Source organism: Cohnella cellulosilytica (assembly GCF_042431195.1).
Taxonomy (GTDB): Bacteria; Bacillota; Bacilli; order Paenibacillales; family Paenibacillaceae; genus Cohnella; species Cohnella cellulosilytica.
In genome coordinates, this window is sequence record NZ_JBHMDN010000033.1 from 49,808 (window position 1) to 72,390 (window position 22,583).

Below are 22,583 nucleotides of genomic sequence, written 5' to 3' on the forward strand. Positions count from 1 at the left end.
TGGAAATCCCGCTATCGGGCGTGCCTCCGTTGACTGGGAGAGAGGCGATTATGTGCAATAAAAACGAAATGTTGTGTCATAAATCGGTTTATGGTATACCATAAATAGCGATTCATCATGTCCGCTTGGCGGCATGCGTCAGAGAGCAAGGGAGTGAGCCGATTATCGAACTAACGGCTAGGCAAATCGCGATTATCGATCTCGTGAAGAAGCACGCGCCGATTACCGGGGAGCAGATCGCGGAAAGCTTGGGCGTCAGCCGCCCGACGATCCGCTCGGATTTGTCCGTGCTTGTCATGCTTGGCTACATCGACGCCAAGCCGAAAGTCGGCTACTTCCTGGGCAAGGTGATGACCTCGGAAGGCCGGCAGAGCGAGAGAGTGCTGAATCTTAAAGTCAAGGACGTCATGAATCGTCCGGTTGTCATCGTGGAGACGGCGACGGTTAACGACGCCGTTATTTCGCTGTTCGTGGAGAACACGGGCTTTCTGACCGTGACGGATGAGCAGGGAACGCTGGTCGGCACCGTGTCTCTCAAGGATTTGCTGAAGGTAACCTTGGGCAATCCGAATGCGGCGGCGATTCCGATCAGCATGGTGATGACCCGGGTGACCAGAATGGTGTACGCGACGCCGGAAGATTCGCTGCTGGACGCGGCCAGGAAGATGTTGGATCATCAGGTCGGGGGCTTGCCGGTCGTAAGCGCGGCGGGCGAACGTTCCCGGCTGGAGGTCGTCGGAAGAATTACGAAAACCAACATGACGCTGGCCTTGGTGGACTTATCCTCCGGGTTTATCGCGGAGTAGGGGGAAATAGACGGATGTCGGAGGAACGGCAGAAGATCATCTTCGTATGCTCGGACGCGGTCGGGGAAACCGCCGACGCGGTCGCCAGGGCGACGGCCCGGCAGTTTGCCACCGAGCAGGTGAAGATCAAGCGTTACGGCAACATCAAGCAGGAGGACGAGATCAGAGCGATCATTGCGGAAGCGGGACAGACCGGAGGGTTCATCGCGTACACGCTCGTTCAGCCCGAGCTGCGCGAGACGATGCGGGAGGAGACGATCCGGCTCGGCGTGCGCGCGGTCGACGTGATGGGGCCGATGATGCAGGCGTTTATCGACACGTTTAACGACTCGCCCAAGTACAAGCCCGGCCTGCTGCACGAGATGGACGAGAACTATTACCGGAAAATCGAAGCGATCGAATTCGCCGTCAAATACGACGACGGCAAGGACGCACGCGGACTTCTGCAAGCCCAGGTCGTGCTGGTCGGAGTTTCCCGCACGTCCAAGACGCCGCTGAGCATTTATCTCGCGCATAAGGGGATCAAAACCGCGAACTACCCGCTCACGATCGAAGTGAAGCCTCCCCAAGAGCTGTTTGCCTCCTCCAGCCGTCTGATCGTCGGCTTGACGATGCAGCCGGAGCGGCTGCTTAAAATCCGTTCGGAACGGTTAAAGGCGCTCGGACTTCCCAGCCAGGCGAACTACGCGTCGATGGAACGGATCGAGAAGGAGCTGAAGTTCGCTTCCGGGATTATGGAGCGACTGAAGTGCCCGGTGATCGACGTATCCGAGAAAGCGATCGAGGAGACGGCCGGATTGATTATCGAGCTGCTGGCTCCTTGATCGCGTGCCGGATATAGAGCGGTCAAGAACAAAGCCTGAGCCATCCGGGGGAAAAGCGTTCCCGCGGTTCGCTCAGGCTTTGTCGATGTTGCATCGTCATGAAATCAGCCGAGAAGCTGGCGAATCATCTGCTGCTTGCGTCCGGAGCAGGGCAAACGTTTCGAGGTGTCGTCGAAGAAGAGATGATGCTCGCCGATAACGGAAATGTTGCGGATATTGACGTAGCAATCGGACGAAACGCGGAAGAACGTCGCGGTATCCGCGATGAGGCGGTTTCTTTCATCGGCGGACAGTCTCTTTTTGATGTTGTAATTCCGTCCGTGAAAGCTGATCAATCCGTGTGCCCCGACTTTGAAGAACAACGTGTCCTGACTCGGTTCGAAATCCTCGTACACATTTTTCTCCTGAAGCGCTGCATTCATCGTTTCAATCCCCCTTAGAATGAGATTGCTTTGGTAGCGCTTACAGTATAACATATTTTTTTGCGTTTTGGGAGACCTTCCTAAAAAAATTATAAAAAATGACAACGGGCGGTATCGGTTAGACGATGAAGAAGCTGTCTCATAAGCCAAAAGAGCCGCACAGTACGATAATCGATGGATTAATTTAACGGGCATCTATCTCCTTCCGATGCTATACGATCCTGAAATTTTGAACTGGTAAACCCGTAAAGGGGTAATTTCAGGAACGTATGAGGCAGTCTCCAGGAGATAGATGCCCTTATTTTTCTCATCGATCATCTTGTGCGCCCTTACTTAGGAGACAGCTCCTTAGGCCTCCTGCGGTTGAACCGATATCGCCCGTTATTCGACCACGCGGACGCGAATGACGTTCCAGGACGCTTTGCCGAGCGTCGCCGTAATTTTCGAGCCGTCGGACGAGGTGTCTCCGCCGTCCCGAGGTTTCACGCGATCCGGGGAAGCGGCCGTATTGGTCGCCTTCAAATCCTCGTGCTCCAGCACCGTATGCCCGATCATTTCGCACCGGCCGAAGCTTCTCAAGTCTACTTCCAGCGGCAGCGCGTTTTCGAGATCGCGGTTAACGGCGAACACGGTCACCTCGCCCGCGCGGTCGTCGTAGACGGCGATCGACTCCAGATAAGGAATGTCCGTGATATCCTTCGTATCGTATTTCGGAGACTGCACGAGCGGCACGAGCGCTTGTCCGCGGCCGTAGATCGAAGCGTGAAGATAAGGATAATAGATCGTCTGGGCCCAGGCGGCTCCGCCGTTCTCGGTCATAATCGGCGCGATGACGTTGACCAGTTGGGCAAGACAAGCCATTCTGACGCGGTCGGAATGCTTCAGCAGCGCGATCAACAGGCAGCCGACGACAAGCGCGTCTTCCATCGTATAGACGTCCTCCAGTTGCGGCGGGGCGACCTGCCACGGCTCGATTTTTCTGTCGGCATTGTTGGAATGAAACCAGACGTTCCATTCGTCGAACGACAGCATCATCGTTTTCTTGCTTCTTTTCTTGGCCTTGATGTAATCGCATGTCGCCGTCACGCTATGGATGAAATCTTCCATTTCAAGCGAACGGCCGAGGAATGTGGCCGTATCGTTGTCGGCATTGCCGTAATAGCTGTGCAGGGAGAGATAGTCGGCATGCTCGTACGTGTGGTCGAGAACGGTCGCCTCCCATTCGGGATAGGTCGGCATGCCCCGGCCGGAGCTGCCGCAGGCGACAAGCTCGATGGAGGGATCGACCCACTTCATGACCTTCGCGGACTCGGCGGCGATCCGCCCGTATTCCACGGCCGTCTTGGCGCCGATCTGCCAGGGGCCGTCCATCTCGTTGCCCAGGCACCACGTTTTGATGGCATGCGGCTGCTTATAGCCGTGACTGATTCGCAGATCGCTCCAGTACGAGCCGGAAGGATGGTTGGCGTATTCGACGATATTGCGCGCTTCGTCGACGCCGTGCGTGCCGAGATTGATCGCCCACATCACGTCCGAGCCGGCGGCGCGCGACCAATCGGCGAATTCGTTCAAGCCGAACAGGTTCGGTTCGACGGTGCGCCAGGCCAGCTCCAGTCTGCGCGGGCGCGATTCCTTCGGGCCGATGCCGTCCTTCCAATCGTAGCCGGAGACGAAGTTGCCGCCGGGATAGCGGACAATCGGAACGCGAAGCTCGCGGACGAGCGCCAGCACGTCCTGTCTGAAGCCTTGGCCGTCGGCCTGCGGATGGCCCGGCTCGTAAATGCCCCCGTATACAGCGCGGCCCAGATGCTCGATGAACGAGCCGTAGAGACGGTCGTCGATCCGGGAAATTACGAAGTCCTTGTCGACGATCATAGAAGCTTTGCGTGCGGTCATGCGAATCTTCCTCTCTCATTTAATTAATAATAATATTAACCGATAAATAAAATCAGGATTTCAATTCGTATTTAACAGGATCGGGACACAAAATGCAAGCATGAATTTGTTCGCCCGGATTGCATTTTTATGAATTTATATTTATATTAATTTAAGCGACAAACGACAGGAGGCCTTCGGAGCGATGATTAAAGCGAATACGGACCGAAAATGGCTTCCGCTCTACGAAGCGCTGGCCAGCGACGTTCGGTTGACGGTTATGGAACTGCTCGCCGAGAAGCCGATGAACGTAAAGGAAATCGCCCAGCGGCTGGAGCTGAGCAGCGCGATCGTCACGATGCACGTCCGCAAGCTCGAGCAAGCCGGGCTGATCGCGACTAAGATGGTACGCAAGCGGGGCGGCACCCATAAAATGTGCTCGTTGGCCGAGTCGGCCATCGAGATCGAGCTGCCGAACGCGCACCCGGAAGAGAGGGAGCATTACGAGCAGACGATTCGCGTCGGACACTACACTTCCTTCGAGGTGCATCCGACTTGCGGACTGGCCACCCGCGAGAAGCTGATCGGCCAATTCGACGATCCGCGCTATTTTCTCGATCCCCAGCGGGTGGATGCGGCGATTCTGTGGTTCGGCCGGGGATACGTGGAGTACAAGACGCCTAATTACCTTTTGCCGAGCCAACGGCTCGAGGAGTTGGAAATCTCGTTCGAGATCGCTTCGGAAGCGCCCGGGGTGAACGAGCATTGGCCATCGGACATTCGCTTTTACTTAAACGGAGCTTATCTTGGCGAGTGGACCAGTCCCGGCGATTACGGGACGGAGACGCGCGGACGGTTCACCCCGGAATGGTGGGGCATTCGGCTGAACCAGTACGGCCTGCGCAAAATGATTCGTATAAACGACGAGGGCTGCTTCATCGACGGGCAGCGCATTTCCGCTGCGGGTCTTGGCGAGCTGCGGGTGGATCAGCCGTTCTGGACGCTGCGTTTTGCCGTAGAGGAAGACGCGCGCCATGTCGGAGGCTTGACCTTGTACGGGGCCGGCTTCGGGAATTATAATCAGGACATTCAATTTCGCGCGTATTACAGCCAGAGGAGAGAAGCGAAACGATGATCAACCGCAAAATTACGCCCTCCGAGAGCGGCAAAAGGCTGCACCGGTTTCTTAGAAACCTGATGCCGAACCTTCCGCTGGGCCAAATCTATAAGATGATCGACAACGGCAAAGTCAAAGTAAACGGCAAGCGCAAAAATCAGAATTACGAGCTGGCCGCGGGGGACGAGCTGGCGCTGTACGTGGACGAATCGGCTTACAAGGAAGCGAGCGTCGGCCAGAAAAAAGCGAAATACGTCGGAGTGAACGCGAACGTGGACGTCTTGTACGAGGACGCCGAGCTGATGGTCGTGAACAAACCCGTCGGCATGCTGACCCATCCCGATCAGAGCGATCAGAAGGATACGCTCGTCAATCGCGTGCACGCGTATTTGTACCGCAAGGGAGAGCTGGACAGTCCGCTCTTCCTGCCGGCCACGGCGAACCGGCTGGATCGCAACACGAGCGGCATCGTGCTCGTCGGCAAGACGGCGGGCATGCTTCACCAGCTCAATCAATGGATTCAAAAGCACGAGCTGCGCAAGTATTATTTGACCCTCGTGGAGGGAAGGCTTAGCGGGGACGGAGAAGTGACGGGAGACCTCGTGCGGGACGAGAAAAGCAATCGGACGAAGGTGGCCGGAGCGGGGGAGGAGCAGGCCAAGTCCGCCGAAACCCGCTACAGAACGCTGCAGACCGGCAGCGCCTATTCGCTCGTCGAGATCGAGCTGATCAGCGGGCGCACGCACCAGATTCGCAGCCATTTTCAGCATATCGGGCATTCCTTGCTCGGAGACATCAAGTACGGAGGCAAACGGTTCGGAGACGTGAATCATCAACTGCTGCACGCCTGGCGCATCGCGCTGCCGGACGGCCGCGAGTTCAAGGCCCCGCTGCCGTCGCGCATGCGCGAAGTCGCGGTCCGGCTCGGCTTTGACGCAAGCCTGTAGCGGGAATGACGCCATAGGGGAGAACGGTTATGGAAAATGCGGGTATGGATCATTACACGGCCGAGCTGGCGGCGTGGCTGCGCAGCCATGCGGACCCGGCGAAGGCGGCTCCGATGGCCGCCTACATGCGCAACAAGTTCCCTTTTCTGGGCTTGAAGACGCCCGAGCGCACCCGGCTGATCAAGGCATTCTGGGCGAAGCACGGAGTTCCCGCGGGAGACGAGCTGCTGGATGTGGTCAAGCGGCTGTGGGAGCTGCCGGAGCGCGAGTTCCAGAACGCGGCATTGGCTTTTCTGGACAAGCGCGGCAAGCGGGCCGGGAAGGAAGACATTGACGTCGTCGAGCATCTGATCGTGACGAAACCCTGGTGGGATACGGTCGATTATCTGGCTTCCAATGCGACGGGAGATCTTCTGGCGAAATATCCGGAGCTGATTCCGGCCTACGCCGACCGCTGGATCGCCTCGGACGACTTATGGCTGCGCCGGACGGCGCTGCTCTATCAGCTTCGGTACAAAGAGCGGACGGATGTCGGCAGACTGTTCGCCTACATCGAGCGCTGCAAGGACGAGCGCGAGTTTTTTATCCGCAAGGCGATCGGCTGGGCGCTTCGCGAATATTCGAAGACGGACGAGGACGCCGTGCGCCGCTTCGTGGAGCGGACGCCGCTCTCGCCGCTCAGCGCCAAAGAAGCGCTTAAGCACGTATCCCGCTAACGCCGCAGAAGCGCGCCGATCGACTGTCCAATTCGCTAATCCGCCTAACCGCCGCTCCTGACGAACGCGACCTTGAGTCCGTTTGCCAGGGGCGATTTTTTTTGCGCGAGCGACGGAGCAATCGGACCGAATGAGGATAAACGGATTTTTTCTATTGCACTAAGTGTATTAAGTGATATAATACACTCATAACATTTTCGGAGGAGGAAGTCGCTTGGAGGAAGTGCGGGTCGGCGGAATGCGTTTCGCGCTGGATCTCAGCCAGCCTCTATACGAACAGGTGCTGGACCAGGTCCGCAGCTCCATTGCGAAAGGCGAGATCGCCTTGGGCGACAAAATCCCTTCCGTCAGGGAGCTGGCGCAGGCTTTGAAGATCAATCCCAATACGGTGATGAGGGCGTACCAGGAGCTGGAGCGGGATCGGCTTACGGAAACCCGGCGCGGACAAGGCACGTACATCACGGCGGATATGGCCGTTGTCGAAGACATTCGCAGCCGGATCGCCGAGCGGGCGATCGACGAATTTCTGGCGAAAATGAGCAGCCTGGGCTTCGATGACGAAGACATCGATCGACTGCTGCGGAAGAAAAGAGGCATGGACGATGAACATAACGGCTAATCCGGCGATCGAGGCGGATCGTCTGAACAAGAGCTACGGAAAGAAACAAGCGGTTAAGCGGCTGAGCGCGGTTGTTCCGCAGCATTCGATAACGGCCGTTCTCGGCCCGAATGGCGCGGGCAAATCCACCTTCATGCGGATGATTGCCGGGCAGGCGGCGCCTGACGACGGCCGATTGACCGTGCTCGGACGCACGGCCGGCCAGGATGTAAGCCGCAAGGTAGCGTACTTGCCGGACCGCGCGCGCTGGTATGCGCACCATACGGTCGAGCAGGCCGCGCAGTGGTGCGAAAGACTGCAGACGGGCTTCGACCGGGAGCGGGCCCGGGAGCTGTTCGATTCGTTCGGCCTGGACGCCGGGATGAAGGTGTCGGGGATGTCGAAGGGGCAGGAAGCCCGGCTGATGCTCGCCCTCTGCCTTGCGCGCGAGGCGCCGCTGCTCGTGCTGGACGAACCGTTCTCGGGCATCGATATGATCTCCAGGGAAAAGATTGTCGGGGCGTTGATCGACGCGTTCGGGGAACGGATGCAGACGGTTCTGATCAGCACCCACGAGATCGCCGAGACGGAGAGCTTGTTCGACCGCGCGATTTTTATGGACCAGGGAACGGTCGTGCTGGAGGGGGAGGCGGAGCGGCTTCGCGCCGAACGGGGCTCGCTGCAGCAAGTATATCGGCAATTATTCGGTTAGGAGGATGAAGGATGCCTCGAGGAACTTTTTTCTTCCTGGTCAAGCATGAGCTTGCTTCGAAGGGCGGCAAGCTTCGATTGGGCAAGTGGCTATGGATATACGGCGGACTGCTTCTGCTGCTTGCCGGCGCGGCGGTTGCCATCTGGGGGCGGCAGGCCGATTACGATCCGTCTTACTTTATGTTCACGGCGTACATTTTTCCGTTTATGGCCTTCGGGCTTGCGGTGGAATCGCTGAAGCGGGAATGGAGCGGAGGGACGATCGGCTGGTGGCTGTCGCTGCCTCATTCGCGGGCACGGCTGTTGGGCGCCAAGGCGGCGGCCGTCTGGATTCGTTTTGCGGGCTACGTCCTGATTTATTTCGCGGTTGTGCTGCTGTTGGACGCCTACTCGGTGGCCATGTTCGGCGATCGGATCACCTCCATTAAAGGGATGCTGGTGCTGGAGGCTCAGCTATTCGGCATTCTGCTCGGCATTTCTCCGGCAATGCTGGCGCTTGGCCTGCTGCTCGTCTCCGTCAGAAGGTCCGGGCTGAAGCCGCTGCTTCCTCTGCTGTGGCTGTTGATGGGGATCGGAGGCAACCTGCTCGGCTGGATGACGGGGGGAGGCCAACTGACGATGGGCGGAGCGGACGACGATCTGTTCGCGCTCGTCTATCCGTCCTGGATCTGGCTGTCGATGATTCCGATCTGGGCGGTTGCCGCGCTGCTGTTCGCGGGGGCCGTTAAAGTGTGCGACAAGCATCTGGAGCTGTAAAAAAAGACGACAAAGGAGAGGGAGCCGGATGAAAGCCGCAATCGCAGTAAACGAATTGGTGAAGCAGTACGGCAGCAAGACGGCGTTGGACGGAATTACCTTTAACGTATCGGCCGGCGGCTGCTTCGGACTGCTCGGACCGAACGGGGCGGGCAAGTCGACGACGATGAAAATATTGTCCGGCTTGCTGGAGGCCGATCGGGGGGGCGTCGCCATTTTCGGCAGGGACGCCGGCAAGGAACGGGATTCGATCAAGGAGCTGATCGGATACGTTCCCCAATCCATTACCTTGTACGAGAAGCTGTCGGCGAGGGACAATTTGCGGTTTTTCGGCGAGATGTACAAGGTGCCCAAGCGCGAGCTGGCCTCCCGGATCGGAGAGGTGCTCGAGCAAGTCGGCTTGGCCGACAGGGCGAAGGACGCGGTATCGACGTTCTCGGGCGGCATGAAGCGGCGGGTCAACATCGCGGCCGCGCTGCTGCACCGGCCCCGGCTGATCATTATGGACGAGCCGACCGTCGGCATCGATCCGCAGTCTCGCAACCATATTTTCGAAATGATCCGCTCGCTTAAGCAGGGCGGGGTGACGGTGCTGTATTCCACGCATTATATGGAAGAAGTGGAGGCCCTCTGCGACGATCTGGCGATCGTGGATCACGGTCGGATCATCGCCGGCGGCTCTCTGGACGACGTGCTCGAAAGGCACGGCACGCAGGCGGTGTATCTGGAGCTGCAGGACGGCTCGCGGCCGCCGATACCGGGCGGCGTCGGCGTTCCCGCCGCCAAAGGGCGGGGCTGGACGATCGAAACCCCGTCTCCATTGGACGCGCTGGCGAAGTGGGCGCAGGCTTGCCGCGCCGCCTCGCTTGGCGTCAAGCAGCTCGAGATCGTCCGGCCTTCGCTGGAGGCCGTGTTCCTGAACTTGACGGGAACGACGCTCAGAGACAATTAAACCGCGCATGCGTCCGCTGCAGAGACAAAGGGGGATTCGACGATGGTGTGGAAGATCGCAAGAAACGAATGGAAGCTGCTGCTGAAAGCGAAAGGGACTTTTTTCTGGCTGCTCGGCATGCCGGTGTTGTTCATCGTGCTGTTCGGTTCGGTGCTGGGCAGCGTGGGCCAGACGGAAGTCACGATTCCCTACGTGGACAACGACCGGTCCGAGGTTTCAAGGGCGTTCCTGGCTACGCTGGAGGAAAAAAGCGGATACGCGCTGGAGGAGAAGCAGCCTGCCGACATGGAGGAGCAGCTCGATCAAATCCGCGACGGCAAAGGCACCGGCTTGCTGGTCGTGCCTCGCGGCTTTGGCCAAAGCCTGGGCGGCGCGGGGGGCGAGACGTCCGCCGTCGAGCTGTATCGCGAAGCGACGAACGAATCGGTCGTTGCGCCGCTGCGCGCCGTGCTGGAGAATCTGGCCAACGGATACCGGGAGACGAAAATCGATTCCGCGCTTGCGGCAGCAGGCATGTCCGACGCGGAACGCCGCAGCGCGCTCGCCGTGCCGTTCTCGATCGAGGATCGGCTGGAGAACGGCACCGGATATAACGTAATCACCCAGATCGTTCCGGGTTACACGGTGATGTTCGTTTTCTTCGTCATTACTTCGATGCTTAAACGGTTTTTGGGCGACAAGGAGGCCGGCATGACAGCCCGGCTGCGCAGCACCCGGATGAGCCCGTTAAGCTACCTGCTCGGCATGTGGCTGGCTTTTCTGGTCGTGGCGCTCGTCCAATGCTCCGCGCTGCTCGCCTTCGGGCATTTCGTTTACGGCCTCCAGGTCGGCGATCCGCTTGCCGTCGCCGCGCTTGTCGTGCTCCTCTGCGCCTGCGGCACGGGCATCGGTCTCGCGCTCTGCATGATCGCGAAAAGCGAAAACCAAGGCATGGCGTTCACGCAGCTGCTCGCGATGGGAGGCGCCGTCCTCGGCGGCCTGTGGTTCCCGATCGATCTGATGCCCGCAGCCGTCCAGACGATCAGCCGCTTTACTCCCCAATACTGGGCTCAGCAAGGCTTCCAGGATATTATGCTGCGCGGCGCGCACGTGGACGGGATCGGTTATTCGCTGCTTGTGCTCGCCGCGGTGGCCTGCGCGGGATTGGGCGTTGCGATGCTGCGTTACCGGCGGTTTATTCGCACGGCGCTCGGATAACGCATGAAGGTAAGATTCGCTTGAAATGCTAAAGATGGCCCTGCGGCCGTCTTTTCGCATTTTCGCCGCGCGGCGTGAAAGTTGTGTTTCGTTCACATTCAGTTCATAATGTCGTCATATGATTACTTTTACATATTGTTTGTACTTTCATTCTGAGACTCCGGAGTTGATGGCAAGTGTTAAAGCTGTTTCGTTATTTAAAGCCTTTCCGCTGGGCGGTCGCGGGGGTAATGGCGATGGTCCTGCTGCAATCCTTGAGCGAGCTGTATTTGCCGACGCTGATGGCGGACATCGTGAACGACGGCGTCGTAAAAGGAGACATTCCTTATATATGGAAGATCGGGGGCTTCATGCTGGCGGTAACCGCGGTAGGAACGCTCGTATCGGTCGCGGCCAGCTATTTGTCGGCGCGGATCGCCGCGGGCTTCGGCAGGGACGTTCGCAGCCGGACGTTCCGGAAGGTGGAGAGCTTCTCGCTGCTGGAGTTCGATAAAATCGGCACGGCTTCGCTCATTACCCGCACGACCAACGATATTACGCAGGTGCAGTCGGTGCTGATCATGATGATGCGGATGATGGTCATGGCTCCGATGATGTGCATCGGCGGCCTGATTATGGCGATCTCCAAGGACGCCCATCTGTCGCTCGTCTTTGTCGGCGCCCTTCCCGTGCTGGCGCTGACCATTTTTTTGATCGCGAGCAAGGGCATTCCTTATTTTAAAGCGATGCAGAAAAAAATCGACAAGCTGAACCTGGTGCTGCGCGAAGGGCTGACGGGCATTCGCGTCATCCGCTCGTTCAATCGTTCGGAGCACGAGAGCAAGCGGTTCGACGAAGCGAACGGCGACTTGACGCAGACCGCGATCAAAGTCAATCAGATTATGGCGTTTATGATGCCGATGATGATGCTGATTCTGAACTTCTCGTCGCTGGCGATTATTTGGTTCGGCGGACTGAGGGTAAGCGGCGGGCATATGCAGGTCGGGGATTTGATGGCGTTCCTGCAGTACGCGATGCAGATCATGTTTTCCTTGCTGATGGTCTCGATGATGTTCGTCATGGTTCCCCGGGCTTCGGCTTCGGCGGTGCGGATCAACGAGGTATTGGAGCTGCAGACATCGGGAACGGAGCAAAGCGCAAAGGCTTCGGCGCAGCAAGAGAAGCGTCTGGATATGAGGAAGGGTCCCCGCGGCGAAGTGGAGTTCGAGCAGGTGTCGTTCCGCTACCCCGGAGCGGAAAATCCGGCGATATCGGGCATCAGCTTCCGCAGCTCGCCGGGTGAAATTACCGCGATTATCGGCGGCACCGGCTCCGGCAAGTCGACGCTGATCAGCATGATTCCGCGGTTCTACGACGCCGAGGAAGGTTCGGTGCGCATCGACGGAGTCGATGTGAAGAAGATGTCCGTCGAAGAATTGCGGTCGATGATCGGTCTTGTGCCGCAGAAGGCCCAGCTGTTCACCGGGTCGGTGTCCGACAATATCCGGTACGGCAACGATGAGGCGTCCGACGAAGAGGTGCGCCATGCGGCCGCGATCGCCCAAGCCGGCGACTTCATCGAGAATTTGCCGGAAGGGTATTCGGCGCCGGTCGCGCAGGGCGGGTCAAACCTGTCCGGCGGACAGAAACAGCGCTTGTCCATCGCCCGCGCGCTGGTCCGGAAGCCGGCGATTTATGTGTTCGACGACAGCTTCTCCGCGCTCGACTTCAAGACCGACGCCAAGCTCAGAGCCGCTCTGCGAGGCGAGACGACCGAGGCGACGGTCATTATCGTCGCGCAGCGCGTCAGCACGGTCATGGACGCGGATCGGATCGTCGTGCTGGAAGAAGGGCAGATTGCCGGAATCGGCAATCATAAAGAACTGATGGCGGGCTGCGAAGTGTATCGGGAGATCGTCTCGTCGCAGCTTTCGGAGGAGGAGATCGCATGAGCGAATCACGCGGCAAAATGCCGGGCAGAGGGCCCGGCGGACCGGGCATGGGCCCGGGAATGGGCGGCATGGGCATGCCGGTGCAGAAGGCGAAAAATTTCAAGGGCACCTTGCGCCGGCTGATGGGATATTTGCGGCCGCAGCGCGCCAAGCTGCTCGCGGTGCTGTTCACGGCGATTCTGAGCACCGCGTTCGCGATCTACAGTCCGAAGGTGCTCGGCGAAGCGACGACCAAGCTGTTCGCAGGCATGATGGGCAAAATCCAGGGCGATCCGAACGCGACGTTCGACCTGCCGGGCATCTGGCAGATCGTCTTGTTCCTGGCCGCGCTGTACCTGATCAGCGCTCTGTTCAGCTATATACAGCAGTTTCTGATGGCCGGCGTGGCGCAGAAGACGGTATACGGCCTGCGCAACGAAGTGAACGACAAGCTGGCCAAGCTGCCGCTGAAATATTTCGACGGCCGGACGCACGGGGAAATTTTGAGCCGCGCGGTGAACGACGTCGACAACATCAGCAATACGCTGCAGCAGAGCTTGACTCAACTGATCACCTCGTTGATCACGATTATCGGCGTTATCATCATGATGCTGACGATCAGCCCTTGGCTGACCTTGATTTTGCTGCTGACGCTCCCGCTGTCGTTGATCGTCATTCGCGGGGCGGCGAGCCGGTCGCAGAAATATTTTAAGACGCAGCAGATGGAATTGGGCCAATTAAACGGGCACGTGGAAGAGATGTATTCCGGCCACAAGATCGTCAAGGCGTACGGACAAGAGGAAAATTCGGTCGCCAAGTTCGACGGGATCAACGAGCGCTTGTACGAGTCGGGCTGGAAGGCGCAGTTTGTGTCCGGGAATATTATGCCGCTCATGAACATGGTCAGCAACGTCGGTTATGTGTTCATCAGCGTTGTCGGCGGCATCATGGTGGCGCGAGGCTCGATCACGATCGGGAACATCCAGGCGTTCATCCAATACGCCCGGCAGTTCTCGATGCCGCTCGTGCAGACGGCGAACATCGCCAACGTCATTCAATCGACGATCGCATCGGCGGAGCGGGTGTTCGAGCTGCTGGACGAAGCGGAGGAAATTCCCGAAGCGTCGGCGGATCGGGCGGTCTCTCTGACGTCTCCGCGCGGCGACGTGGCCATGCACGGCGTAGATTTCGGCTACAAGGAAGACGCGATGCTGATCGAGAAGATGGATATCGACGTCCGCAGCGGGCAGACGGTCGCGATCGTCGGACCGACCGGCGCTGGGAAGACGACGCTTGTCAACCTGCTCATGCGCTTCTACGAGGTGAACGGCGGCAGCATTACGATCGACGGAACGGACATCACCCGGATGAAGCGCGGGCATCTGCGGAGCCTGTTCGGGATGGTGCTGCAGGATACATGGCTGTTCAACGGGACGATCCGCGACAACATCGCGTACGGCCGTATCGGAGCGACCGAGGAAGAGATCGTGGAGGCGGCGAAGGCCGCGCACGCGGACCATTTTATCCGTACGCTGCCCGACGGCTACGACACGGTGCTTAATGAAGAAGCATCCAACCTGTCGCAGGGGCAAAAGCAGCTGCTGACGATCGCGCGGGCCATTCTCGCCGATCCGGCGATCCTGATCCTCGACGAGGCGACGAGCAGCGTCGACACGCGGACGGAGATTCACATCCAGAAGGCGATGAACGAGCTGATGAAGGGCAGAACGAGCTTTGTCATCGCGCACCGGCTGTCCACGATTCGGGACGCCGATCTTATCCTCGTCATGAACCACGGCAGCATTATCGAGAAGGGCACGCATGCCGAGCTGCTGTCCCAGGACGGTTTCTACGCCGACCTGTATTACAGCCAGTTCACCGGCGGCAGCGTCAAAGCAAGCGTGGGATGAGACGGGGCCCTGGAACAGGATAGGGCGTTCCGAAGAAAGAAACGAGGCTGTCCCATAAGTCGAGGCAACTAAAATGATCACAAAAGAATGGGGATATATCTCCTGTAGAGCGAAGCGCCTGCCTCATACGGTCATGAAATTACCCTGTTACGGGTTAATCAAATCCAAATTTCATGACCGTATCAGCAGCGGAAGGAGATATATCCCCATAGTAATAAACGGATCATTTTATAGGTTGCCCCTCTATAACTTATGGGATAGCCTCGTTTCGTGTGATTACAGCTTTCTGGCGGACGACCGAAACATCAGGAACAGAAAATACGGTGCGCCGATCAACGTAATCAACAGGCCGGACGGGATTTCGATCGGGGCGAGTATCGTTCGGCCGATGGCGTCGGCCAATACGAGAAGCAGTGCCCCGAGCAAGCTGGATAACACGATGGATTGCCGCGTATTGTGTCCGATCAGGCTTCGTATCATATGAGGAACGATCAGGCCGAGGAAGCCTACGGTTCCTACAGCGGCGACTGCGCCGGCGGAGAGCAGGACGCCTACGGCCATGGCGGAGAATCGCGTTTTGCGCACCGGCAGACCCAGTCCCGTCGAGCTGTCGTCGGAGAACGCGAGCAGATCGAACCTGCGGCCGAGCCACCAGGCCAAGGGAAGAAGCACGGCCAGGAATAGGCAGATGATGAGAAATTGATCCCACGTGCGGCCGTAAGTCGATCCGGTCAGCCAGATGTAGCCTGTGCTTCCCCATAAGGGCCCGAGTACGATTAAAGCCTGAATGCCCGCGGAGCCGATCGCGGAAACCGCGATCCCCAGCAGAATCAGCACCGAAGGATTAAGCGACTTACGCCAGGCGAACAGGAAGATGACGGCTGCGGCAAGTACGGCCCCGCCCATGGCGGCGATCGGCAGGAAGACGATCGAGACCTGCGGCCAGGCGATAAGCACAAGCAGCGCGCCGAATCCGGCTCCCGAGGTCACCCCCAGAATGGAGGCATCGGCCAACGGATTGCGGACGGAAGCCTGAATAAGAACGCCGCTTACGCTAAGCGCTATTCCCGCGCCCGCGGCGACCAAGGTGCGAGGCAATCGCAAATTCAAGAGCACGGAATACGATGCCGCTTCGTCGGCCCCCGTTAAACTCGCGAATAACTGACTTAGCGGGATACGCGTGCCGCCCATTGTCATGCTCACGAGGATGAATGAGACAGTCAAGAGCAGCATGATCAGCGCGACAGGCATGAACCTCATCTTGACGCGAATACCGCCAATCGACATGGACGTCGTTGAGAGGGAACCCGAGATCCCCTTCATTTTCCTAAGGATGAGCCAGATAAGCCAGGGCGCCCCGATGATCGCCATCATCGCCCCTACGGGCATCTCGCCCATGCTGCTGCGAACGATTCGGGCAAGAACGTCGGCCGCGGTAAGCAGGACGGCTCCCCACAGGGCGGTGGCGGGAATAAGCCAATGATGCTTGCGCAGACCGCTTAGACGCACCAGATGCGGAGCGACGAGACCGACAAAGCCGATCGGACCGGCTACGCTGACTACGACCGAGGCCGCAAGCACTGCAAGCGCCAAGCCGGCAAAACGGGTGAGGCTGACCTTCTGGCCCAACGACGTGGCGGTGGACTGATCCAGGTTCAATACATCGAATTGCTTGCCCATCATAAAAGCGACGACAATAACGACGCCGACTCCGGGCCAGGCGTACGCCACGCCTTTCCAGTCCAACTGGGCGAGCGAGCCCGAACCCCATAAAAATAACGACTGCGTTTCCGTGGCGTGGAAAATATGCAGAGCGCTTGTGAACGAACCGATCACCATGGCTACGATCATCCCGGCCAGAGCGAGCCGAATCGGACTTGCGGCTCGGCCGCCTCCGAGAACGTAAGCGAACATCGCCGCCAAGCCCCCGCCGACGGCGGCAAAGAGAAACGGCGACTGGTGGAGCAGGCCGGGAAAATAAATCGTTCCCGCAACAACCATAAAATAGGCGCCGGCATTAATGCCAAGCGTGTCCGTGGAAGCCAGCGGGTTTTTGGTAACGGTCTGCAGCAGGCCTCCCGCTACCGCAAGCCCCGCTCCGGAGAGCAAGCCCAGCAGCGCGCGCGGCATGCGCATATCCCAGATTACATTATGTAAAAGAGTGTCCTCGCGATGAAATAAAGCTTCAAAGACGGTTGCGAAAGGAATTTGCGCTTCTCCGAAGCACAGGCTGGCGATCGACAGCAGGAAAAGGGCGGCCAAGCCGCCCCCGAACAAGCCGACGTTTCTCATTTCGTGAGAGCAGTCACAACGCGGTCTACCAACACTTTGGAGGAGAGAGGACCGCCGAACGTCCAGGTATCTCCGTCTATGCCGTAAGTCCGGTTTTCTTTGACGAAATTCAACCCGTTCCAAACCGTATTGTCCTTCACGGCATCGCCGAAGACGTTATCGTCTTCCTGGACAATATAGATGAAGCTGGAGTCGCTCACGGCCGGCAGCGCTTCGAAGGTGGCGTCCGTAAAGCCGTATTTCTCGAATTTGTCCGATTTCCAGTCGCTGATTAGCCCGATGCGATCGAGCGTCTGCACGACTGTCGACGTATCCGTAAACATTCTTAACGTCGCCGAGTTCTGGCTGCTGAACGCTTGGGTAATGACATAATTGAAATTGTCCTTGCCGGCTGCCGCAAGCTTTTCCTTGGCCTCCGCATAATGCGCGTCAAGGTCCGCAAGCACTTGGTCGGCCTCCTGCGATTTGCCTACCGCCGAAGCGATGGTTTTAAAGTCGTTGACCATTCCCGTATAGGCGTCGCCTTCGTCCGGATACGGATCGAATTCAATCGTAGGGGCAATCGCGTTAAGCTGATTGTAGATCGCATCGTTATTGTCCGTATTCGAGATAATCAGATCGGGCTGCAAGGACGCGATCGTCTCCAGGTTGGGCTCCCAACGCAAGCCGACGTCCGTAACGCTGTCCGCCAGCGCCGCTTCGTCCGTCACCCAAATTTTGTATTCCTTGTTGTCCGCGTTGCCGACAGGCTGAATGCCCAGCGCGACCAATTCCTCCGAATAGATCCATTCCAGAGCGACGACTCGCGCTGCAGGCTTGTCGAGCGTAGTCTCGCCCTTGTTATGCTTAATAAGGATTGGCCCCTCGGCGCCGGCGCCGTTCGAGGCGGCGCTGCCGGCGTTATTTGCATTTTTGGCGCCGCAAGCCGCAGTGATCATAAGAATGGCTAGCAGAACAAGACTAATCTGGAATTGCTTTTTCATCATCTTTCCTCCGATATAATCGCTTTAATACATGCAAATAATAATGAGAATCAATATCATCCGCAATAATGCGAGCCTACCATTGCCTCATGGGATTGTCAATATCTTCTAAGCTTGGCTTTCTCGCCAGGCGGCAAATATGTTATGATCGGGGAAGATTACCGGATATCCGGGGTTCGAGGGGAGAAGGTAAGAGGATATGGCAAGTTTCGAAGAGGTTGTGCGCGGCAGACGCAGCATTGGCAAAGTAAAAGAGGATCCCGTACCGCGCGAACTGGTGGAAAAGCTGATCGAGGCGGCCATATGGGCGCCCAACCATCATAGGACGGAGCCTTGGCGGTTTATTGCGATGACCGGTGAAGGCAGGAAAACGCTCGGCGAAGCTTATGCGGATATCGCGTCCGCAGGATGGGGAGAGCTGACGGAGGAAGAGCGCGCGAAGCGTCACGGAGCGGAAGTGGGGAAGGCGCTGCGCGCCCCCGTCGTTATCGCCGCCGTATGCTCGCCTTCCGACGACCCGCGCGTCATTCCGCAGGAGGAGCTGGCCGCGGCCCACGCGGCGGTGCAGAACCTGCTGCTCGCGGCTCACGATAACGGACTGGGCGCGGTGTGGCGCACGGGCGCCCCGGCCTACCATCCGAAGATGAAGACGGCGTTCGGGCTCGGAGAGCGGGAAGAGCTCGTCGGCTTCGTCTATGTCGGCTATCCGGACATGCCTCAGCCGGCCGCATCAAGGATTTCCGGCGCGGAGAAGACGACCTGGCTGGAAGGGTAAACAGGCGTTTGAGATAAAAAATCATAAATTTGCCGCTTCGGCAAAATGATGTCCCCTTTGGCGTCGCTGCGAAGAAACGCGCAGCGACTCTCCGAAGGGGATTTTTATGGACAAAAGCTGTAAATCTCGATGGAGTCCGAGGCGGGCCGCCATTACTACGCTTGTGTGGACAAGGGGTCGCCTTCAATATAGAAAGTCAAAACATAGTTGCTGAAAAATTCACAAACTTCCGGTGTGTATGTTAGAATCAGAGAAAAATTTCGACGAACTCGACAGGGAGAATTCGGATGAATGACACGGGGGTATTTTGGAAGCAGTCCATTTTCACGAGGCTGATCGTCACGTTTCTCGTCAGCATGGTGCCGATCTTCGTGCTCGGCATTTGGATTTACAAGTGGAGCAGCCAACAGCTATCCGAAGAGATCTTCAATTCGATGAAGCAGCAGGCGGCGAACTATATGGACAATCTCGACCAAGACATCGCGCGTATCCAGAAGCTGCAATACAACATGACCCAGGACGAGGATCTAAACCAAATCGCCAATGCTTCGCAGTATTTAGACAATTTCGAGAAAACGAAAGCGATACTCCGCATCCATCAACGACTGTCCTCCATCAAGAACAGCAGCGGCTATATCCAGGATGCCAGAGTGCTGATCCCCGCCTTAAAATGGTCCATCAACGCGGACGGATATCCCCGGGGCGTCTATAGCGACATGATGCTTGGCGAGTTCGATGAATTGCAAGAGCTTCAGAGCGATTCCGCCTCGCAAATCGTCCACTGGAAGGACAGGCTGCTCATGCTGGCCGGATTCCCGAATTACGTGCAAGGAGGCAAGCCGCCGCTGTTCCTGATCGAGATCGAATTGTCCAAACCGGCGCTGACGACGGCGCTTCTCCAATTGGACGGCTACAAAGATAGCGGATTTCTGATGCGAAAGCCATCGATGAACTTCCAATTGGAAAACATCTACGACGCGGACTCGTTGACACGGCTCTCCGAACGTTTGGACACGGCCTTGGAAGAGAGCAAGAGCGGTTCGATTTCCGTCGGGTTGCACGGCAAGCCTTACGTGGTCGTTTACAAGATGTCGGATTATACGGGCATTACGCTTTCCTACTTTGTGCCGAAGGAAGGTATCCTGACGTCGTTAAAGAAGCTCGTGACGTGGAACTGGATTTTTTTCCTGATCGCCATCCTGATCACCGCGGCGTATTCGTATTCCTTGTATTTGTTAATCCGGAGGCCGCTTGCCAAGCTGATCCAATCGTTCCGGATGGTGGAGAGCGGCAATTTGCAAATCCGTATCGATTACGCGCATCGCGACGAGTTCGGCTACTTATACCGGCGCTACAACGCGATGGTTGAAAATTTGCAAAACTTGATCGAGCAAGTGTACGAGCAAAAAATATTGAGCCAAAAAGCCGAATTGAAGCAGCTGCAGACCCAGATTAATCCGCACTTTCTGTATAATAGCTACTTCTTGCTTCACCGCATTATCAAGAAGGAGGATTACGAGAACGCGCTGCGGTTCTCGAAGGAAATCGGCCGATACTTTCAGTTCGTGACAAGAAACGCGTCCGAGACCGTCTCGTTGGACAGGGAAGTCGAGCATGCCAGGATTTATGCGGAAATCCAGGCGATGCGGTTTGCGGGAAGAATCCGCGTCGAGTTCGCGGATTTCCCGTCGGTTCACGGACACCGAACGGTACCGCGCCTCATTTTGCAGCCGATCATTGAGAACGCCTTCGAGCACGGGCTCGAGAACAAGCCGGATCGAGGCCTGCTGTCCGTCCGGTTCGAGTCGCTGCCCCAAGGCATTGCCATCGTCATCGAGGACAACGGAGAAGAACTGACGGACGGAGAACTGGAAAGCTTGGAGAAGGGCTTCCGCAGGGACAATGACTACGGGGAAGTCACCGGGCTTGCGAACATCGACCGTCGCCTCAGATTGTTCTGCGAAGAGGGGAGCGGCCTGATCTTTTCGCGTTCGGAATACGGCGGCTTGAAAGTCCGTCTTGCCATCCTATCCAAGGAAGCGGAGGAAATCGAACGTGCACAGACTGATGATTGTGGATGACGAGCGGCATATCGTAGATTGGCTATTCGAGCTGTTTCTAGATTCGATGCCGGATTTGGACATCGTGAAAGCTTATTCGGCCCAGGAGGCTTTGCAGAGGCTGGAAGCATCGAAAATCGACGTTGTGCTGTCGGACATCCGCATGCCGGGGATGAGCGGGTTGGAGCTAATGGAGCGGATCAAAGACAACTGGCCGGCATGCCGGATCGTGTTCCTGACAGGCTATAGCGAATTCGAATACATCTATGCCGCGAAGAAGCAATCAGGCGTGAACTATTTGCTGAAGACGGAGGACGACGACGTGATCGTCGAAGCCGTCGGCGAGGCGATCACCGAGATCGAACGGGAGCTCGGCAACCGGCAATGGCAAAGCCGCGCGCTGGAAAGGGAAGAGCTTGTTACCCACCTGATGCGGAAGGAATTGCTGCTCGACGTCGCGGATGGCAAAGTGCGGCTGGCGGACGCGAACAGAGTTTGGCTGGACAAGTTGTCCATCCCGTTCGACGAGAGCCGTCCGGCGCTTCTGTTGTTGGGGCGCTGGCACGACGCGATCGAATTTCCCGACTATTCGGATAAATTCCTGGTGTTGAGCGGACTTTCTGCTTTGTCCGAACGGTATTTCTCGTCTTTCGCGTCCCATGTGCTGCTCGACGTCGACAAATACGACCTGCTTTGGATCTTGCAGCCCGCGATCTCGGAAGAGGACGCCGACGTATCGGATAACAGGGAGCGGAGAGGGCGGAGAGCGGTGTTCTATGTCAGAGAAATGCTCGAGACGCTGCAAGCCGCGAGTGAAGAAGTGCTAAAGACGAAAATTTCGTTCCTGTTGTACGAGCAGCCCGTGCCGTGGACGTCGGTCCGCGAAAAATGGGATTTGATGAAAGCGATGGCCGACGTTCGCCTTTCTTCTCCCAGGGGCATGCCCGTCGTGTGCGCGATCGACGCGGACGAGGCGTCATCGTTCGACGCGGCCAACAAGGCCGCTTTCGAAGGAGGGGCGTACGCCAGAAAAACGGAAGCGCTTCAGGAGTGTCTGGAGCAAGGGCTGCGCAACGAATTTTTCGAGAGACTGGACGAGCTGAACGAAGGCTTGCACCGCGCTTCCCGCATGCGAGACCTCGCCGTTGCCCAAGTGTACTGCGCGATTTCGCTTTTATTTCTAACCTACATCAACCGAAACGGTTTGGCCGAAAAGCTCGCTGACCGCGTCTCTTTGGGCAGGCTGATTCCTTCGAGCGGGTTCGAATCGTGGAACGATTCGTTCGATTATTTGCGCGAATTGGGTCAAGCCGTATTCGCCTTGAAGGAGGACGAGCGGTCTCACCGCGAGGACGAATTGATCGAGAGGATCAAAGCATTCGTCAGAAGCAACCTTCACGGCGAATTGACGCTTGCCCGCATATCGCAGAAGGTAAACTACAACGCTTCTTACGTCTCCAGATTTTTCAAGCAGTCTACGGGGACGAATCTGTTCGAGTTCATCCATAAAGCTCGCATAAGCAAGGCGAAGGAGCTTTTGGAAGACGGGTCCCGTACGATTCAGGAAATCGCCAAGGCGACGGGTTTCGATTCTCCCCAATATTTCGCGACGGCTTTCAAAAAAACGACGGGGTTGACCCCGAACGAATACCGGAGCCAACGTTCCTAAACTGCTCTGCAGAACGGGTAAACGAATTGAACAAATGTAAATGGATTAAACTATAAAATAATG

19 protein-coding genes are annotated in these 22,583 nt (G+C 57.5%); 15 read left to right on the forward strand and 4 right to left on the reverse strand.

Features of this window, described 5'->3' with window-relative positions; translation table 11 throughout:
* Positions 1-185: 185 nt before the first annotated feature.
* Together ACFFT4_RS22730 and ACFFT4_RS22735 are read left to right on the forward strand one after the other, a co-directional pair.
* Positions 186-806 carry a helix-turn-helix transcriptional regulator gene (locus tag ACFFT4_RS22730; RefSeq protein ID WP_378051268.1) on the forward strand — a complete coding sequence of 207 codons (621 nt, stop codon included), beginning with the start codon at positions 186-188 and terminating at the stop codon, positions 804-806.
* Positions 807-820: 14 nt separating this feature from the next.
* The gene (locus ACFFT4_RS22735) at positions 821-1,630 is read left to right on the forward strand and encodes a pyruvate, water dikinase regulatory protein (RefSeq protein ID WP_378051148.1); all 810 of its coding nucleotides are present in this window, start codon (positions 821-823) and stop codon (positions 1,628-1,630) included.
* A gap of 104 nt (positions 1,631-1,734) precedes the next feature.
* On the opposite strand, the gene ACFFT4_RS22740 is transcribed toward ACFFT4_RS22735, so the two are convergent.
* Both ACFFT4_RS22740 and arfA read right to left on the reverse strand, forming a co-directional pair.
* Positions 1,735-2,052, reverse strand: a complete 318-nt coding sequence (locus tag ACFFT4_RS22740) for a LytTR family transcriptional regulator DNA-binding domain-containing protein (protein WP_378051149.1) — start codon at positions 2,050-2,052, stop codon at positions 1,735-1,737.
* Between the two features lie 381 nt (positions 2,053-2,433).
* The gene (gene arfA, locus ACFFT4_RS22745; protein WP_378051150.1) at positions 2,434-3,948 is read right to left on the reverse strand and encodes an arabinosylfuranosidase ArfA; all 1,515 of its coding nucleotides are present in this window, start codon (positions 3,946-3,948) and stop codon (positions 2,434-2,436) included.
* Positions 3,949-4,132: 184 nt separating this feature from the next.
* Here arfA and ACFFT4_RS22750 point away from each other — a divergent pair, with 184 nt between their 5' ends.
* The 10 genes from ACFFT4_RS22750 (at position 4,133) to ACFFT4_RS22795 (ending at position 14,741) form a co-directional block, all read left to right on the forward strand.
* Complete coding sequence (locus tag ACFFT4_RS22750) at positions 4,133-5,062, forward strand: ArsR/SmtB family transcription factor (RefSeq protein ID WP_378051151.1); 930 nt, start codon at positions 4,133-4,135, stop codon at positions 5,060-5,062.
* Entirely contained in the window at positions 5,059-5,991 is a 933-nt protein-coding gene (locus ACFFT4_RS22755; protein WP_378051153.1) for an RluA family pseudouridine synthase, read from the forward strand. Before ACFFT4_RS22750 ends, ACFFT4_RS22755 begins: the two co-directional genes overlap by 4 nt.
* Before the next feature lie 29 nt (positions 5,992-6,020).
* The gene (locus ACFFT4_RS22760) at positions 6,021-6,707 is read left to right on the forward strand and encodes a DNA alkylation repair protein (protein ID WP_378051155.1); all 687 of its coding nucleotides are present in this window, start codon (positions 6,021-6,023) and stop codon (positions 6,705-6,707) included.
* A 214-nt stretch (positions 6,708-6,921) separates the two neighbouring features.
* Complete coding sequence (locus ACFFT4_RS22765) at positions 6,922-7,326, forward strand: GntR family transcriptional regulator (RefSeq protein WP_378051156.1); 405 nt, start codon at positions 6,922-6,924, stop codon at positions 7,324-7,326.
* Positions 7,310-8,017 carry an ABC transporter ATP-binding protein gene (locus ACFFT4_RS22770; protein ID WP_378051157.1) on the forward strand — a complete coding sequence of 236 codons (708 nt, stop codon included), beginning with the start codon at positions 7,310-7,312 and terminating at the stop codon, positions 8,015-8,017. Before ACFFT4_RS22765 ends, ACFFT4_RS22770 begins: the two co-directional genes overlap by 17 nt.
* An 11-nt stretch (positions 8,018-8,028) precedes the next feature.
* On the forward strand, positions 8,029-8,772 hold the full coding sequence (locus tag ACFFT4_RS22775; protein WP_378051158.1) for an ABC transporter permease subunit: 744 nt from the start codon (positions 8,029-8,031) through the stop codon (positions 8,770-8,772).
* A 28-nt stretch (positions 8,773-8,800) separates the two neighbouring features.
* A complete protein-coding gene (locus tag ACFFT4_RS22780; protein WP_378051159.1) occupies positions 8,801-9,724 on the forward strand; it encodes an ABC transporter ATP-binding protein in 924 nt (307 codons plus the stop codon).
* Positions 9,725-9,766: 42 nt separating this feature from the next.
* Complete coding sequence (locus ACFFT4_RS22785) at positions 9,767-10,921, forward strand: ABC transporter permease (protein ID WP_378051160.1); 1,155 nt, start codon at positions 9,767-9,769, stop codon at positions 10,919-10,921.
* Positions 10,922-11,097: 176 nt separating this feature from the next.
* Entirely contained in the window at positions 11,098-12,852 is a 1,755-nt protein-coding gene (locus tag ACFFT4_RS22790) for an ABC transporter ATP-binding protein (protein ID WP_378051162.1), read from the forward strand.
* Positions 12,849-14,741 carry an ABC transporter ATP-binding protein gene (locus tag ACFFT4_RS22795; protein WP_378051163.1) on the forward strand — a complete coding sequence of 631 codons (1,893 nt, stop codon included), beginning with the start codon at positions 12,849-12,851 and terminating at the stop codon, positions 14,739-14,741. The genes ACFFT4_RS22790 and ACFFT4_RS22795 overlap by 4 nt, the downstream gene beginning before the upstream one ends.
* A 276-nt stretch (positions 14,742-15,017) precedes the next feature.
* On the opposite strand, the gene ACFFT4_RS22800 is transcribed toward ACFFT4_RS22795, so the two are convergent.
* Both ACFFT4_RS22800 and ACFFT4_RS22805 read right to left on the reverse strand, forming a co-directional pair.
* The gene (locus ACFFT4_RS22800) at positions 15,018-17,033 is read right to left on the reverse strand and encodes an iron ABC transporter permease (RefSeq protein ID WP_378051165.1); all 2,016 of its coding nucleotides are present in this window, start codon (positions 17,031-17,033) and stop codon (positions 15,018-15,020) included.
* Complete coding sequence (locus ACFFT4_RS22805) at positions 17,030-18,016, reverse strand: ABC transporter substrate-binding protein (protein ID WP_378051166.1); 987 nt, start codon at positions 18,014-18,016, stop codon at positions 17,030-17,032. Before ACFFT4_RS22805 ends, ACFFT4_RS22800 begins: the two co-directional genes overlap by 4 nt.
* 199 nt (positions 18,017-18,215) lie before the next feature.
* Here ACFFT4_RS22805 and ACFFT4_RS22810 point away from each other — a divergent pair, with 199 nt between their 5' ends.
* From ACFFT4_RS22810 to ACFFT4_RS22820, 3 genes are all read left to right on the forward strand, one after another.
* Positions 18,216-18,791 (forward strand): nitroreductase family protein, encoded by a 576-nt coding sequence (locus tag ACFFT4_RS22810; RefSeq protein WP_378051168.1) that lies wholly within the window; start codon positions 18,216-18,218, stop codon positions 18,789-18,791.
* A 287-nt stretch (positions 18,792-19,078) separates the two neighbouring features.
* Positions 19,079-20,872 carry a sensor histidine kinase gene (locus ACFFT4_RS22815; protein WP_378051169.1) on the forward strand — a complete coding sequence of 598 codons (1,794 nt, stop codon included), beginning with the start codon at positions 19,079-19,081 and terminating at the stop codon, positions 20,870-20,872.
* Positions 20,847-22,520, forward strand: a complete 1,674-nt coding sequence (locus ACFFT4_RS22820; RefSeq protein ID WP_378051171.1) for a response regulator — start codon at positions 20,847-20,849, stop codon at positions 22,518-22,520. Before ACFFT4_RS22815 ends, ACFFT4_RS22820 begins: the two co-directional genes overlap by 26 nt.
* Positions 22,521-22,583 lie beyond the last annotated feature (63 nt).